Source organism: Streptomyces sp. NPDC028907, assembly GCF_055564995.1.
This window is the reverse complement of record NZ_JBVHVE010000017.1, coordinates 160,992-176,313: the sequence shown is the minus strand read 5'-3', so window position 1 is coordinate 176,313 and position 15,322 is coordinate 160,992. Positions and strand designations below refer to the sequence as shown.

The window sequence follows — 15,322 nt, the reverse complement described above, 5'->3', positions numbered from 1 at the left end:
CTCGCCCGGACCACCCGGTGGGCTCAGTGCCCACGACCTCGCCGACCTATCGCGACCCTTCGAGGCCGCTCGAGGAACGCCTCGAGGATCTGCTCGCCCGCATGACGCTGCCGGAAAAGGTCGGACAGATGCTGCAACTGGACGCCCGGGGCGACTTGAAGGACGCCGTGGCCACGAAGCTGGCCGGGTCGATCCTGCATGCCTCGCCCGAACGCATGCACGCTGCCGTCAAGTTGGCGGCAGCCACCAGGCTGGGCATCCCGCTGCTCGTCGCTGACGACTGCGTCCACGGCCACTCGTTCTGGCCGGGTGCCACGATCTTCCCCACGCAGTTGGGGATGGCCTGCACCTGGGACACCGCGCTCGTTGAGCGCATGGCCCGGGCCACCGCGGTGGAAGTCGCCGCGACGGGTATCCACTGGACCTTCTCGCCGGTGCTGTGCATCATCCGTGACCTGCGATGGGGCCGTGTGAACGAGACCTTCGGGGAGGACCCGTTGCTCATCGGGGAGCTGGGTGCGGCGATGGTCCGCGGGTATCAGGGAGCGGGACTGGACGACCCGACAGCGATTCTGGCCTGCGCCAAGCACTTCGCGGGCTACTCGGAGACGCAGGGAGGACGCGACGCCAGCGAGGCGGACCTGAGCCGGCGCAAGCTGCGCTCATGGTTCCTGCCACCGTTCGAGAGGGCTGCTCGCGAGGGCTGCCGCACGTTCATGCTCGGCTACCAGGCGATGGACGGGGTCCCGATCACGGCGAACAGGTGGCTCCTGAACGACGTCCTCAAGGGCGAATGGGAGTTCACCGGCACGCTCGTGACCGACTGGGACAACGTGGGCCGGATGGTGTGGGAGCAGAAGGTCTGCGCGGACGCCGTGGAGGCCGCGGCAGTCGCGGTGCGTGCCGGAAACGACCTGGTGATGACCACCCCCGACTTCTTCGAGGGCGCCCAGGAAGCAGTAGCGCAGGGGCGGCTGCGAGAGGAGGAGATCGACGAGGCGGTCCGGCGGATCCTGAGACTGAAACTGGAACTGGGCCTGTTCGAGGACCCCCGCGCGCCGGACCGGGCACGCCAGGCCGACGTGATCGGGTGCGCCGAGCACACCGCCCTCAACCTCGAACTCGCCCGAAGGTCCCTGGTGCTGCTGTGCAACGACGGCACCTTGCCCCTCGACGGCGGACTGGCCGTAGACGGCCAGGGCCACACCGTCACCGCCGGGGGCCCTCGCACGATCGCCGTGATCGGCCCCAACGGCGACGACCCGCAGGCCATGCTCGGCGACTGGGCCGGCGCATCCGGCCAGGTGGACTGGATGCCGGACGGACACCCGCGCGAGACCGTCACGACCGTGCTCGACGGGTTCCGCGCAGCCGTTCCCGACGGGTGGACGGTCACCCACGCCCGCGGCGCCGACATCGGGCACCTCGTGCCGGACCCGCAAGGACCGCTGTACCCCGACGGACAGCCACGCCCGCCCCTGTTCGCGCCCGCCCCAGTGGACGAGGCCCAGCTCGCGGAGGCGGTGAGCCTCGCGCGCGCGGCTGATTACGTCGTCGCCGTCGTCGGAGACACCGTCGCGTTGACGGGTGAAACCTGCTCGACCGCGACCCTGGAGCTGCAGGGCGGACAGGTCGCCCTCCTCGAGGCGCTCGTCGACACCGGCACACCCGTCGTCGTGGTGCTGGTCCACGGCAAGCCCTCGGTACTCCCCGACGCCGCGCTGGCGGCATCAGCGCTGATCGAGGCGTTCAACCCGGGCATGCGAGGCGGCCAGGCGGTCGCCGAGCTCGTGCTCGGTCTCATCGAGCCGTCGGGACGCCTGCCCCTGACCGTGCCACGCCATGTCGGGCAGCAGCCCGTCTACTACAACCAGGTGCGCGGCCAGCATGGTGACCGCTACGCGGACCTGACCCAGGAACCACTCTTCGTCTTCGGGGAGGGGCTGTCCTACAGCACCATCGAGTACAGCGACCTGGCCGTCCTCGATGAAGTCGTCGCCTTGGACGGAGTGGTGCGCGCCGAAGTCACCGTCTCCAACACCGGCACTCGGCCGGTACTGGAGACCGTGCAGGCCTACATCAGCGACTTGGTCACGAGCGTCACGTGGGCGGAGCGGGAACTCAAGGCCTGGCGGCAGGTCACGGTTCCAGCCAGCGCCAGCGTGCGGGTCCGGCTGGCGATCCCCGCTGCGGCATGCTCCCTGGTCGACGCCGAAGGGCGCCGGATCGTCGAGCCCGGGGCGTTCGACCTGCTCGTCGGCCCCAGCTCACGCGCCGCCGACCTGCTTCGCGCCCGTTTCACCCTCAGCCGGCCATGACGTCCGCCACGCTGCCACCGTCCCGTGAGGCTCAGCGTCCGAGATACCGGACTCCTTGTGCTGGACTGCGCCGAGTGCCGCAGGTCGTAGGGGCGTTTCGCGAGCGGGACGCTCAAGCGGCAGCCGCTCGGCCGCGCCGGCTTCGCCCTCCTGCGAAAGCGGGTCCTGCTCGCACCGTGACCGGCCTGCCTGTTCACAGGCCGAGCCGCACCGGTCCGGTTGGAACACCAGAGGTGATCAATGCCGTCAAAGGCGTTGCGAGGTCTCGCGGGGAGAACAGGTCGGGACCGGCATAAGCATCGACCTCATTCGGGTGCCACCACCTCATCCCGCTGATGTGCTCCGCGGCAAGCTGGTCGTCGGTCAGAGTCCCGCGCGGACTGTAATTGACAGTGCGTACAAGGAAGTAGTCGTTGATGACCCCGTCGTAGCCTTCGGCGTGACCAGGCGCCACGACCTCCTGGTGCCAGACATGCGGCGGATCGCTCCTGACGACAAGACCGACCTCTTCGAGCAGTTCACGGCGGAGGGCGGCAAGTGGCGTCTCGCCAGGGTCGATTCCTCCCCCGGGAGCTGCCCACACCACGGTTCCTGCCAGCTTTGGAATGGCGAACCGGCAGAGAAGGATGCAGTCGTCCTCATCGAGGATGATCGCGCGGACTGAACGTCGCAGGCTCACAGAGGGCATCCGGACACGCTAGTCAACTACCCGTCGCTGAAGCGACGGGCTTGCGCAACGGGCATCACTGGCGATGGTGCTGCGTTCGCGTCCAGTCCCACCCCGCTGTTCCGGGGTGGGAAAGGACGTTGACGGGGCCCCGCGTCGCCACAACTCCCCCGCACGGGCGCGGATGTTGCGGGAGCCGTTCCGATCCGCGTGATCAACGAATCCGCAGGACCGGCACGCGAACCGGGCCTGGGAGACCCGGTTCGCCCTGTCAAGGTGACCGCACTCGGCGCAGGTGCGCGAGGTGTACGCCGGATCGACGTACACCACCGGCACTCCCGCACGGCGGGCCCTGTACGCGATGAACGCCCCCAGCTGGTGAAAGGACCAGCTGGAGTGGGTGGCCCGTTGGGGCTTGCGGAGCCGTACCCTCTCACGAATGCCCGTCGGGATGGCCGCACTCGCCCACCCACCGGACCCGGCCAGCACCATCACGCTCTACGAGCGTTCGGTGAGCAACTCCGCCAGAAGGTCAGCGAATTCGGTGAGCCAGTCCAGCCGTGGGCCGCTGCGGGCGATACGAAAGCCGTGGCGGCGGCCCCAGAACGCAGCCTGGACGGCATGGAACTGGGCCCACCGCGCGACGCGTTCACGGTCGAGTTCCGCGGCCTCGGCGAAGACGTCCAAGACGCGGTGGACAGCCTTGCGCAGGTCATCCGCTTCAAGGAGCGTCAGCGCGCGGGACTTCAGCAGTGTGCCGCCGTCATAGGCGGGATCTCCCACGTACCCCTTGGGGTCGACAGCCAGCCACGGCTCTCGGCCGGCACGCAGGATGTTCCGGGCATGCAGGTCGCCATGGATGAGGGTGTCCGGCTGGGCTCGACCCAGCTCCCGAACGGTCGCCACGGCGGCATCCAGCACCTGACGCGGCAGCGCATGCGGCAGCTCCTCGGCGTCCTTGCGTAGCTGCTCCTCCCAGGCATCGGCCTGCTCACACAGCCGGGGCAGGCCGGGCGGCGCGGGGATGGCCAGGCGGCGATTGAGCCGCCCGGCGACCCTCACCACCTCGTCGCCGTGCTCGACCTCCGCCAGGGTCGACGGCTGAACCCGCTCCAGCAGCATCGCGAACCGATCATCGTCACGCTCATGCAGCAGGACGGCACCGCACCCGCCCCAGGCAACGAACGCATCCGGCTCATGGACGTTGCCGGGATGCGGAAACGACACCTTCAGCACGGCGCTCTCCTCAGCCCGCCGCCGTACTGGAACGATGACACCGACGCCCCCATGCATGACCGCGCCATCCGGCACGCACCCCCAGCGCCCCAGCAACTCCTCCACGATCCCGGGCAGCTCGGCGAGCCACGCCACCCCGGCCTCCCCCTCGCGGTCGACGGTGCTCTGTGCGAACTCCTCTGGCATCGCGATCATCCCGGCACCCTACGCGCCGGCGCGCCGCAGCCACCAAGCCCCAGCGGGCTACTGCCGCCGCCCGGCAGACCCCGCACTACGAAGATCGCGATCTACAACCGGAGTAGCAGGAGGGCTCGTCGGCGACTGGCTTCTCCTGCTCGGTGATTCCGATGAGAGCGGCCACCCGGCGAGCCACCTCCTTTGGGGCGACATCGGTATCCACTACATGATCGACCGGGGTGGCTTGAGCTTCCGCGTATCGACTCCGGTAGAAGTCGTTCAGTCCCGGCCGCCTTGCGTCAGCCTCGAAGCGTCGAACCCATGTGTCGTAGTCCGCGTGCAGCTGAACCGACACCGTCGCGGCGCCGGCAGGAAGCAGGCCGGTGACCAGACGGTGGATCTCTGCGGATTGGAAAACTCAGGTGATCAGCAGGACGTCGACCCCGGCTTGGGAAGCGTGGCCGGCCACAGCACGTAGATTTGCCTGCACCATGGTTGTCATCCGCTCATTGACGCGCCATGGCTGGTGCAGCCACAGGCTGTCGACGTCCACCCATTGGACGAGATGCGGCCCCTCCTGGGCCAGTTCCAGTAGTCGCTCGGCCACGCTGGACTTACCGATACCGGGAGCTCCACCCAACATCACCGTACGCATCGGCAGACCGTATCCGTCCTCCGATCATCGACGCCATTGCTTTCGCAGCGTCTGCCCCTCATGCCCCGTCCGGTACCCGCGGCTTTCTGGCTGTTCTCTATACGTTCGTGTGCTCGGTCTCGCGGACGGGTTCGACGTCCGTGACGAGGACGTGGTCCGGCTCTCGTCGTTCGTGCGGCACCACATCAACATGCTCGGCCGGTACTCCTTCCAGCTTCCCGACCTGCCCGGCGGCCCCTACGCGACAAGGAGGCCACCGACGAGGCACGACAGCGATAACGGGGCAGGAAGCCGGGGCGACCGCTGCCCGACTAGCGTTGCTCCGCATGACCCATACCGAGATCGAGATCACGGCGGAGTTGGTCCGGGACCTGCTGCGCGATCAGCACCACGACCTGGCCGATCGTCCTGTGAGGCTCGGCGCGCGCGGCTGGGACAACCAACTGTGGCGGCTCGGCGACGACCTCGCCGTCCGGATGCCCTGGGCGACGCAGGATGCGGACGCGCTGTTGCGTAAAGAGCACGCCTGGCTGCCCGTCCTCGCCCCGCACCTGCCCCTGCGGGTCCCCGTCCCGCAGCGCCTCGGCGAGCCCTCCGACAGGTTTCCGCGGCCCTGGATCGTCACTACCTGGGTGCCGGGCACGCCCGCCGACCACGCTCCCGCCACACGCGCCGCGGAGGCCGCCGACGCCTTGGCCGCCTTCCTCACAGCTCTTCACCGACCTGCCCCCGACGGGGCGCCCGCCGGTCGTGGCAGCGGGGGGCCATTGGCCGACCGAGCCGAGCAGTTCGCCGAGCACCTGGCCTCGGCCATCGAGCTGGGGCTGCTCCCCGATCCGGACGCTGTCCGAGCGGTCTGGGAGGACGCCGTTGCCGCGCCCGAGTGGGCGGGCCCGGCACTGTGGCTTCACGGCGACCTGCATCCGGCCAACGTCCTCACCGCGGATGGCACCTTCTGTGGCGTGATCGACTTCGGTGAACTCTGCGCCGGTGATCCGGCCTGCGACCTCGCCGCCCCTTGGCTGCTGCTGCCGGACGGCGCCGCCGACCGCTTCTATGACGCCTACCAGCCGGCCCCGGACGCCGCGACCCTGCGCCGCGCCCGCGGCTGGGCGGTGCTGCGCGCACTCAGCGGCATCTGCATCGGAGAGGCCGGCGTCCGCGGACGCCCTGGGGGTAAGGCCACCTGGGGTCCACCGGCTCACACTGCCCTGCGACGCCTGATCGCAGCGTCCCGCTGACGATTCGGCCGAGCAGGCTCCCGAGGCGTGCGGGGCAAGTTGACTGCTACTTAGGGGAAGGCCGGGTCACCGCGAGCTACAGCGGGTGGCCCGGCCTCGTGAGCAGCCCGGCGAGTGGTGTCACCGACGCACGTCGCTGGCGCAGGCAGGCTGGTGAGTTCGGAGATGGCCTCCGGGGAGAGCTGAAGCCGCGGCCGAAGCCCGTTCGGACTCGAGCCCGTCGACCCCGGCCGAGCGCGGCAGAACTCGCCGAGAGCTTCACCGGCCTGACGATCCGAGCTGTCACGTCAGCGCCGCCCGCAGGGCAATGTCGCGGGCCAGGGTGAGACTGCCCACCAGCTCGGCGCGCAGGCCCAGCGCGGCCGGCAACACCTGGACGCGGTCGTCGAAGCCCGGCTGCGCCAGGCGCCGGACGGAGTCGCGGATGCCGTCGACGAAGGCATCCGCCTGGCTCATCTCCCCGCCGATGACGACGGTCGCCGGGTCGAGCAGTGCGCACAGGTTGGCCAGGACACGGCCGAGGGTCCGGCCTGATTCGGCGAAGATCTTCCGGGCCACCGGGTGGTCGGCGAACTCGTGCAATCTCGGTGGCGGCCCTGACTCGCCCGGGCGGAGGTGAGCCATCTGATGGAGTATCTGCTGCCTGGAGACGATCGTCTCCAGGCAGCCTCGGTTGCCGCACCGGCACCAGGCCCCGTCCTGCGTGATCTGGGTGTGCCCGATCTCGCCCGCCGCTCCCGAACTGCCGTGCACTGGTGCCCCGTTGATGATCAGTCCGGCGCCGACTCCGTCGGACGCCTTGACGTAGATGACGTTGTCGTTGCCGCGGGCGGCGCCGTGCCGGTGCTCGGCGAGGGCGCCGAGGTTCGCGTCGTTGTCGAGATGGACTGTCAGCCCGGTGCGCTCGCTCAGCTCGCCGGCCAGGTCGAGGGCGGACCAGCCGGCCAGGATGGTGGGGGAGGCCACGGCCTGCCGCGCCGCGTTCAACGGCCCCGGCACCCCGGCGACGCAGGTGGTCACGAGTCCGGTCCCGGTGCCGTGGGCCCGAAGGTCGGCCTCGACCTCGTCCACCAGTCGGCGGATGAGTCGCGCCACGGTGCTCAGCGCCGCGTCGGGGTCACCGTCGACGTCCACCTCGGACCGTGCCTCGGCCTGGACGGTCAGGTCGAATGTGGCGACGGCGACCCCCAGATGCCGGTGGCCCAGGTCCACCCCGACGACGGCACCCGGCGGGTACTGAGGCAGCAGCCGACGACCCGGGCGGCCACGACCGGCGCCCGTCCCTTGATGCTCCGTCAACAAATTGCTGTCCAGCAGTTCTTGTGCCACCGCCGCGACCGTGGGGCGGCTCATGCCCAGCACGGACTCCAACTCTGGACGGGACGCGCTCCCGTGCCGCCGGACATGGTCGAGCACCTCGTCGCGCATGGCTCGCCGCACCCGTTCCGCCGTGCTGTCTTGTGCCATTTCGCCCTGTCCTCCCGGCCATCGAGGGAATTACGTCGTCAATAATCAAAAATACAAGAGGGTTGACGCGTAAATAAAGAGATTCTTAGCATTACCCGGCCAGTGATCCTGGATCTTCGGCATGGCTCGTCCCCGTGCGCTCCCTTACTTCCGGAAGTCTGACGACTTGCCAGCGGCTCTCTCGTGAGAGGCGTGGCGCGAAGGCGTCCGAATTCTGTCCGTAAGCAACATTATTCATCGCACGCGTCAGGCACGTTCGGCGCGGCTTCCCCCCAACGAACCGAAAGGAGTCGCCATGCGTCTGATGCGATGGCCCGCCGTGATCGCCGCGGCCTGCGCCGCGCTGGGCGGCAGCCTGATCGCCCCCACCACCGCACCGGCGGCGACCGCGAACGCCGACTGCCCGTGGGTCGGACAGCGCGCCACGCCCACCCAGCGCGCCGAGCGGGTGCTCGCCCGGATGACGCTGGACGAGAAGATCCAGATGGTGCACGGCACGGCCAGTTCCTCGTACGCCGGCCTGATTCCGGGCATCGCCCGGCTGTGTGTCCCGGCGCTGAAGATGCAGGACGGCCCGGTCGGTGTGCGGATGAGGGACACGACCCAGCTTCCTGCGGCGGCCGCTGTCGCGTCCTCCTTCGACACGTCCTTGGCGAAGTCGTACGGGCGGGTTATCGGGGCCGAGGACAAGGCGAAGGGCGTCGATGTCGACCTCGGCCCGACGGTCAACATCGTGCGCGACCCGCGGTGGGGCCGCGCCTTCGAGTCCTACAGCGAAGACCCGCACCTCACCGGCGAGATCGGGTCCGCCGACATCGAAGGCATCCAGTCGCAGGGCGTCATGGCCCAGGTCAAGCACTTCGCCGTCTACAACCAGGAGACCAACCGCAACACGCCCGCAGACAACGCGATCGTCGACGACCGGGTGGTACGCGAGATCTACACCGCCGCCTTCGGCACGATCGTCGCCAAGGCACGCCCCTCCTCGGCGATGTGCTCGTACTCGTCGGTCAACGGAACGTACGCCTGCGAGAACGCCTACCTCAACAACATCCTGAAGACCGGCTTCGGCTTCGACGGGTTCATCACCTCCGACTGGGACGGCACGCACAGCACCGTGCAGTCCGCCAACGCGGGCATGGACATGCAGATGCCGAACGACTCGTTCTTCGGCGCCGCGCTCAAGCAAGCCGTGCAAAACGGCCGGGTGGCGCAGAGCCGCGTCGACGACATGGTCACCCGCATCCTCCGCCAGGAGTTCCGGTTCGGGCTCTTCGACCACCCGTCGGCGGACACCCCCGACGCCCACGCGTCCACCCCAGCGCACGTCGCGGTCGCCAAGCAGGTTGCCGAGGACGGCACCGTCCTGCTGAAGAACGCCGGGAACATCCTGCCCCTGGACAAGAGCAAGGTGCGCTCGATCGCGGTGATCGGCAACGGCGCCAAGGACAACACGATGAGCGCCGGCGGCGGCAGCGCGGCGGTCTCCGGCACCGGAACCGTCACCCCGTACGACGGCATCAAGGCACGCGCCGGATCCGGCGTGGACGTGCGGTACGCGCAAGGCAACACCGGCACCACGGGCGACTACGGCGCCCTGCCCGCGATCGACAGCCAGTACCTGACGCCACCGTCGGGTACCGGCCACGGCCTGAAGGGCGAGTACTACACGAACACCACGCTGTCGGGGCCACCGGCCGCGACGCGGACCGACCGGCAGGTGAAGTTCGACTGGCTCGGTACGCCTGTTTCCGGCCTGCCCGCCACGAACTTCTCGACGAAGTGGACGGGCACGGTGACCCCGCCGGTCACCGGCACGTACACCTTCGGGCTCACCAGCGACGACGGCAGCCGGCTGTTCATCAACGGCGAGCAGGTCATCGACAACTGGCGCGACCAGGGGGCGACCACCGAGACGGCCAAGGTCGAGCTGACCGCGGGCAAGCCGGTGCGGATCGAGGTCGACTACTACCAGGGCACCGGCGGCGGCTCCGTCAGCCTCGGCTGGATGCCGCCGAGCGCCGCGCTGACGCAGCAGGCCGCGGCGCTGGCCGCGAAGTCCGACGTCGCGGTGGTGTACGCCAACAACTACGCCTCCGAAGGCAGGGACCTGGCCGACATCGGCCTGCCCGGCGACCAGAACGACCTCATCGACGCCGTCGCGGCAGCCAACCCCCGCACGATCGTCGTCCTGAACACCGGCTCCGCGGTCACCATGCCGTGGATCGACAAGGTCAAGGGCGTCTTCGAAGCCTGGTACCCGGGCCAGCAGGCCGGCAACGCCATTGCCGCACTGCTGTTCGGCGACACCAACCCGTCCGGCAAACTTCCCGTCACCTTCCCCACCTCGCTCGACCAGGTGCCCGCCGCCACGGAAGCACAGTGGCCCGGAGCGGACGGCAAGGTGCAGTACTCGGAGGGCCTGAAGGTCGGATACCGCTGGTACGACGCGAAGAAGCTGACCCCGCTCTTCCCGTTCGGCCACGGCCTGTCCTACACCACGTTCAAGTTCTCCGGCCTGCGCCTGTCGGCACCCACGATGCAGGGGAACGGACACATCCGGGCCGGCGTCGACGTGACCAACACCGGGTCGCGGGCGGGCGCCGAGGTCGCGCAGCTGTACCTCAGCGCTCCGGCCACCACCGGTGAGCCGCCCAGGCAGCTGAAGGGCTTCAAGAAGGTCTACTTGCGGCCCGGCCAGACCAGGAGGGTGACGTTCGACATCAACGCCCAGGACGCCTCGTACTGGAACACCTCCGCCCAGGGCTGGACACTCGCGGCCGGCACCTACACCGTGCGCGTCGGAGACTCCTCGCGCTCCCTGCCGCTCTCGGACACCTTCCGCGTCGCGCGCACGGTGACCCACGGTACGCAGTACACGACGGTGAAGTCTCCGACGTCGGCGCAGCAGGGCTCCAACGTGTCGGTGACCACGAGGTTCACCAACGGCGCCACGGTGCCCGTGCGCAATGCCGTCACCGCCCTCACCGTGCCGCGCGGCTGGAAGGCCACCGCCAAGTCCCCGAAGAGCTTCCCGCGGGTTGGCCCGGGGCAGACGGTGTCGACCAGCTGGTCGGTGACGGTGCCCGCCGACACGCCCGGGGGCGCGGCGACACTGTCGGCGACCACGGCATTCACCGGCTCCGACCGCCGCCCGCAGCCGAGCGGTTCCGCCACGTTGACCGTCGCCTACTCCGACCTGGCGGCCGCGTACGACAAGGTCGGCGTCACCGACGACTCCGACACCTCGGCGGGCAACTTCGACGGCTGGGGGAACAGTTACTCGGCGCAGGCGCTGGCCGCCGTCGGCGTGAGGCCGGGCAGCACGATCACCGCCGGAACATCGACGTTCACCTGGCCCGACGTCCCGCCGGGGAAGTCGAACCAGGTCAACGCCGCTGGGCAGATCATCGGGATGAACGGCTCGGGCACGAAGCTGTCCTTGCTGGGAGCGGGAGCGAGCGGCACGCAGAGCGGACAGCTCACCGTGACCTACACCGACGGCAGCACATCCACAGGGAGGGTGTCCTTCGCGGACTGGTGGTCGAGCCAGCCGGTGGACGGCGGCACGCTCGCTGCGACCGCCGCGTACCTGAACCAGGGCGACGGCACCCGGAAGGACCAGCCCGTGAGCCTCTTCACGGACGCGGTCCCGCTCACCGCGGGCAAGCAGGTCGCCTCCATCACCCTGCCCGACAACCAGAACCTGCACCTCTTCGCCGCCACGATCAGCTGACCCGGACCGCCCTCCCGCGGCTTCGCTGCGAACAGGGCACCGCCGGAGCAGCACACCTCCCCACGGGTGCTGCTCCGGCCGCACACACCTCACCCACCCGACCCCACCCGCGGAGGGAACCCAGTGCACCAACCCGTCAAGACCGCCGACCCGCCCCCGGCCCCCGAAGCCGCCACCGACATCCGTCGTGACACAGCCACGCGTTCCCACCACGAGGAGGTGGCGTTCCAGTGAACGATTCAATGAAGGAGCACGGCGAAGCCTTGGGCGACGTAGGAGTGAGGCCCGGTACCTCACGCCGAAGGTCGGCCTGGAGCCGTTTGACGGCCGTGGCGACTGCCGCGGTACCGAAGGCGATCCGGCCGAGTGACCACGCCGCATCCGGCACCCGAGGCCGCTACCCGGCCGCGGAGGCCATGGCGCCGTCGGCGGCCACCCATCCCCCCGCACACGCACGCAAGACCTGGAGGAGAACGTCCATCGGGCTGGCCCTCGGCGGCCTGCTCCTGGGCACGGTCGCGGTGCCGGCCTCGCCCGCATCCGAACCGGTCAAGGGTAGTGGCGACGACAGCTGGGTGCTGAGCACGAACGACCCGTCGAAGAACTACTCACCGACGTTCGTCGGCAACGGCTACCTCGCCGCGCGGGTGCCCGCGGCAGGTCAGGGATACAGCAGCACGCCCATCGTCACCCAGTCCCAGCTCGCGGGCTTCTACTCCGAGGGCACCGAGCAGAACGAGCAGCGGGCCGCCCTGCCGACCTGGACCACGCTCCGCTTCGGCCGCGGCGGCGCACAGCCACCGACGATCGACCCTGCCACCGACGGCACCACCAGCAAGTACCGGCAGTCGCTGAACCTGCGCACCGGAGTGCTGACCACGTCGTTCGACTGGACCTCACCCGCAGGTGACACCACCAGCTTCGACTACGAGGTCAACGCCAACCGCGCGGACGGCCATCTGGCCACGGTGAGCCTGCGCGCCGTGCCGCACTGGAGCGGGACAGCCACCGCAGTGGACGAGTTCGACGGCCGGGGGCTCCACCACGCCTCCGTCACCAAGTCGCACGTGAGCGGCGGGACCGGCACGCTGTCCCAAACCGTCGTGACCGACGGCAAACTGGTCACCGCCGGGCTGAACTCCGTCCTGCGCGTCAACGGCAAAACAGTGCGCACCCAGGCGATCGCCGCGACCAGCGACGGCACCTCCGGGCAGAGCGCGGCCTTCCCCGTCCGCGCCGGCCGGCCGATCCAGATCACCAAGTTCGTGGGCATCGCCTCCAGCGTCGACACCGACCGGAAGCTTGCGGCCGCGAGTCCGCAGCAGGCCGCCGCGACCACCGCGGCCCGTGCCGCCAAGAGCGGCTACCAGCGCGCGGTCGCCCGCAACAACAAGGCCTGGGCGCGACTGTGGCAGTCGAACATCTCCATCCCCGGTGACACCGCCATGACCGCGCAGATCCACGCGTCCATGTTCTACCTGCTCGCGAGCATGCGTGCCGGTGTCGACTGGAGCACCAGTCCGGGCGGGCTGTCCGCGGACAGTTACAACGGTCACGTGTTCTGGGACATGGAGACCTGGATGTACCCGGCGCTGCTGGCCCAGTACCCGGACATAGCGGCTGCGGCGAACTCCTACCGGCACAGGACGCTGTCCGTGGCGCGGGAGAACGCCGCCAAGCTGTCCACGCCCAGCCAGCCGATCAAGGGCGCCAAGTTCGCCTGGGAGAGCGCGCTGACCGGCAAGGAGACGGCCCCGGACCCGTGGGGGACGTACGAGATCCACATCAATTCCGACATCGCCCTGGCGCAGTGGCAGTACTACCAGGTGACCGGTGACAAGAGGTGGCTGCGCGACAAGGCGTGGCCGGTTCTGGAGGGCATCGCCGACTACTGGGCCACCCGCGCCGTGCCCAACTCCTCCGGCGGATACGACATCAACGACGTCATGGGGCCGGACGAGTATTACTACCCGGTCGACAACAGCGTGACCACCAACGCCGGCGCACAGGAGTCACTGCGCATCGCGATCCGCGCCGCGCACCTGGTGGGCCGGACCGCCGACCCGGCGTGGAAGAAGGTCGCCGACGGCCTGAAGATCCCGGTGGACACCAAACTCAACATCCACCCCGAGTTCGACGGCTACAACGGGCAGACCGTCAAGCAGGCCGACGTCACCCTGCTGCAATACCCCTGGGCCGTGCCGATGTCGCCCAGCCTGGCCCAGAACGACCTCGACTACTACAAGGGGCGCACCGACCCCAACGGCCCGTCCATGACGGACGCGATCGCCGCCATCAACAGCGCGGCCCTCGGCTCGCCGGGCTGCCAGGTCTACGACTACCTCCGCTACAGCGCGGAGCCGTACCAGGCCGCACCGTTCAACCAGTGGTACGAGACCCGCAGGGGCGGAGCGTTCAACTTCACCACCGGCCAGGGCGGCTACCTGCAGGAATTCCTCTACGGGTTCACCGGGTTGCGCTGGGGGACCGACGCCGTCACCGTCGATCCGTTCCTGCCGACCCAGCTGCCGGGCGTCGATGTCACCGGGGTGAAGTGGCACGGCAGCACCTTTGACATCTCCGTCGGACAGCGGAACACGACGCTGACCCTGCGCTCCGGCCCCCCGCTGGCGGTTCGCGACGGAGCCGGCACCCTGCACCGGGTCACCGCCGCGGCGCCCCTGAAGACCCCGACCCGGCACCCGGCTGCGACACCCAAGCCCTTCAGCTGCACTGGACTGATCACCCCGGCCGCCGAGCCCAGCCGCTGCGTGGACATCCAATGGGGCGACAACACGGACGGCACGCCGCTCCAGATCTGGGACTGCAACGGCACCGTTGCGCAGGACTGGGTGCGTCCCGGCGACGGCACCGTGATGGCCACGGGCAAGTGCATGGACGTGCGCGACGGCTCCAGCGCCGACGGGACACCCCTGCAGATCCTCACCTGCAACGGCAGCCCTTCACAGCAGTGGACGTACGACCAGGACACCGATGAGCTGAAAGCCTTCGGCAAGTGCCTCACCCTCTCGGGCGGCGGCACGAGCAACGGCACCCGGCTCGTGATCGAGAGCTGCAACGGCAGCACCAGCCAGCAGTGGCGTCTGCCGTCCTGACGCTCCAGTCGCGGCTGTGCGGCACCCCACCGGGCGCCGCACAGCTCCCGAGCGGATTCGGCTGCTGGAGCCTGGGCCACGGCATGCACCCCGGCGACTGGTTCCAACTCGACCTCGGCTCTACGCAGACCTTCGACCAGCTCGTCCTGGACACCACCGCCTCCTCCGGCGACTTCGTCCGCCAGTGCGAGGTGTACACCTCCGACTACGGCACCACCTGGGACATGCCAGTAGTAACCGGCCCCGGCAGCACCGTGACCCGGATCCAGCTGCCCACCACCACCGCCCGCTACATCCGCGTGGTCAACGAGGCCGGCTCCGGCAGCTGGTGGTTCATCCACGACGTCTCCGGCTACGCCCCCGGCGGCTGGATCACGACGGCCACCAGCTCGAACACCGGCCCTCAGCGCCAGAACACGACCCTGCCTGACGGCGCCCGGCTGCAGGTGGCGTACAACTCCGGTACGGGTATGGCCGTGTTCGACATTCCGTGAGGCAGCACGACATACACCTACCGACTGCCCGCCGGCGCGGCCGCGATCTTCACCACGCGGTCGGCCTGACCTCAGCAGAGAGCCTGAGCGACATCCGGGCGTCCAGAAGTGGACCCCGCATGGTCAACGAACCGTGCGGGGCCCGTCCAGCGTTCAGCCCTCCTGCCGCCACCGTCGGGGTTGCTGAGCGGCGAGGAAACGCGCGTCGGTCCTGA

Annotated in this window: 9 protein-coding genes and 1 pseudogene; 5 read left to right on the top strand and 5 right to left on the bottom strand. The window is 69.4% G+C overall.

Annotation, left to right across the window (positions count from 1 at the left end; all coding sequences use genetic code 11):
* Window positions 1-26 precede the first annotated feature (26 nt).
* Window positions 27-2,318, top strand: a complete 2,292-nt coding sequence (locus tag ACZ4UU_RS38290) for an exo-beta-d-1,3/1,6-glucosidase (protein WP_471908036.1) — start codon at window positions 27-29, stop codon at window positions 2,316-2,318.
* Between the two features lie 193 nt (window positions 2,319-2,511).
* Here the strand turns inward: ACZ4UU_RS38290 and ACZ4UU_RS38285 are convergent, their stop codons facing one another.
* From ACZ4UU_RS38285 to ACZ4UU_RS38270, 4 genes and pseudogenes are all read right to left on the bottom strand, one after another.
* Entirely contained in the window at window positions 2,512-3,006 is a 495-nt protein-coding gene (locus ACZ4UU_RS38285; RefSeq protein ID WP_471908035.1) for an NUDIX hydrolase, read from the bottom strand.
* A gap of 9 nt (window positions 3,007-3,015) precedes the next feature.
* Window positions 3,016-3,432 (bottom strand): annotated as a pseudogene (locus tag ACZ4UU_RS38280) (zinc ribbon domain-containing protein); the annotation flags it as partial.
* Window positions 3,433-3,483: 51 nt separating this feature from the next.
* Window positions 3,484-4,416, bottom strand: a complete 933-nt coding sequence (locus ACZ4UU_RS38275; RefSeq protein ID WP_471908034.1) for an aminoglycoside phosphotransferase family protein — start codon at window positions 4,414-4,416, stop codon at window positions 3,484-3,486.
* A gap of 400 nt (window positions 4,417-4,816) precedes the next feature.
* Entirely contained in the window at window positions 4,817-5,053 is a 237-nt protein-coding gene (locus ACZ4UU_RS38270) for a DEAD/DEAH box helicase family protein (RefSeq protein ID WP_471908033.1), read from the bottom strand.
* 326 nt (window positions 5,054-5,379) lie between these two features.
* Here ACZ4UU_RS38270 and ACZ4UU_RS38265 point away from each other — a divergent pair, with 326 nt between their 5' ends.
* A complete protein-coding gene (locus tag ACZ4UU_RS38265; protein WP_471908032.1) occupies window positions 5,380-6,294 on the top strand; it encodes an aminoglycoside phosphotransferase family protein in 915 nt (304 codons plus the stop codon).
* A gap of 282 nt (window positions 6,295-6,576) precedes the next feature.
* Here the strand turns inward: ACZ4UU_RS38265 and ACZ4UU_RS38260 are convergent, their stop codons facing one another.
* Window positions 6,577-7,761, bottom strand: a complete 1,185-nt coding sequence (locus ACZ4UU_RS38260; RefSeq protein ID WP_471908031.1) for an ROK family protein — start codon at window positions 7,759-7,761, stop codon at window positions 6,577-6,579.
* Between the two features lie 295 nt (window positions 7,762-8,056).
* Here ACZ4UU_RS38260 and ACZ4UU_RS38255 point away from each other — a divergent pair, with 295 nt between their 5' ends.
* From ACZ4UU_RS38255 to ACZ4UU_RS38245, 3 genes are all read left to right on the top strand, one after another.
* Entirely contained in the window at window positions 8,057-11,497 is a 3,441-nt protein-coding gene (locus ACZ4UU_RS38255) for a glycoside hydrolase family 3 C-terminal domain-containing protein (RefSeq protein WP_471908030.1), read from the top strand.
* A 329-nt stretch (window positions 11,498-11,826) separates the two neighbouring features.
* Entirely contained in the window at window positions 11,827-14,613 is a 2,787-nt protein-coding gene (locus ACZ4UU_RS38250; protein WP_471908029.1) for a ricin-type beta-trefoil lectin domain protein, read from the top strand.
* Complete coding sequence (locus ACZ4UU_RS38245) at window positions 14,595-15,107, top strand: discoidin domain-containing protein (protein WP_471908028.1); 513 nt, start codon at window positions 14,595-14,597, stop codon at window positions 15,105-15,107. The genes ACZ4UU_RS38250 and ACZ4UU_RS38245 overlap by 19 nt, the downstream gene beginning before the upstream one ends.
* Window positions 15,108-15,322: the final 215 nt, after the last annotated feature.

Excerpts from the sequence above, each read along its gene's own strand:
- ACZ4UU_RS38265 (WP_471908032.1), top strand. The coding sequence starts at position 5,380 with ATGACCCATACCGAGATCGAGATCACGGCGGAGTTGGTCCGGGACCTG.
- ACZ4UU_RS38260 (WP_471908031.1), bottom strand. The coding sequence starts at position 7,761 with ATGGCACAAGACAGCACGGCGGAACGGGTGCGGCGAGCCATGCGCGAC.
- ACZ4UU_RS38275 (WP_471908034.1), bottom strand. The coding sequence starts at position 4,416 with ATGATCGCGATGCCAGAGGAGTTCGCACAGAGCACCGTCGACCGCGAG.
- ACZ4UU_RS38285 (WP_471908035.1), bottom strand. The coding sequence starts at position 3,006 with ATGCCCTCTGTGAGCCTGCGACGTTCAGTCCGCGCGATCATCCTCGAT.
- ACZ4UU_RS38255 (WP_471908030.1), top strand. The coding sequence starts at position 8,057 with ATGCGTCTGATGCGATGGCCCGCCGTGATCGCCGCGGCCTGCGCCGCG.
- ACZ4UU_RS38270 (WP_471908033.1), bottom strand. The coding sequence starts at position 5,053 with ATGCGTACGGTGATGTTGGGTGGAGCTCCCGGTATCGGTAAGTCCAGC.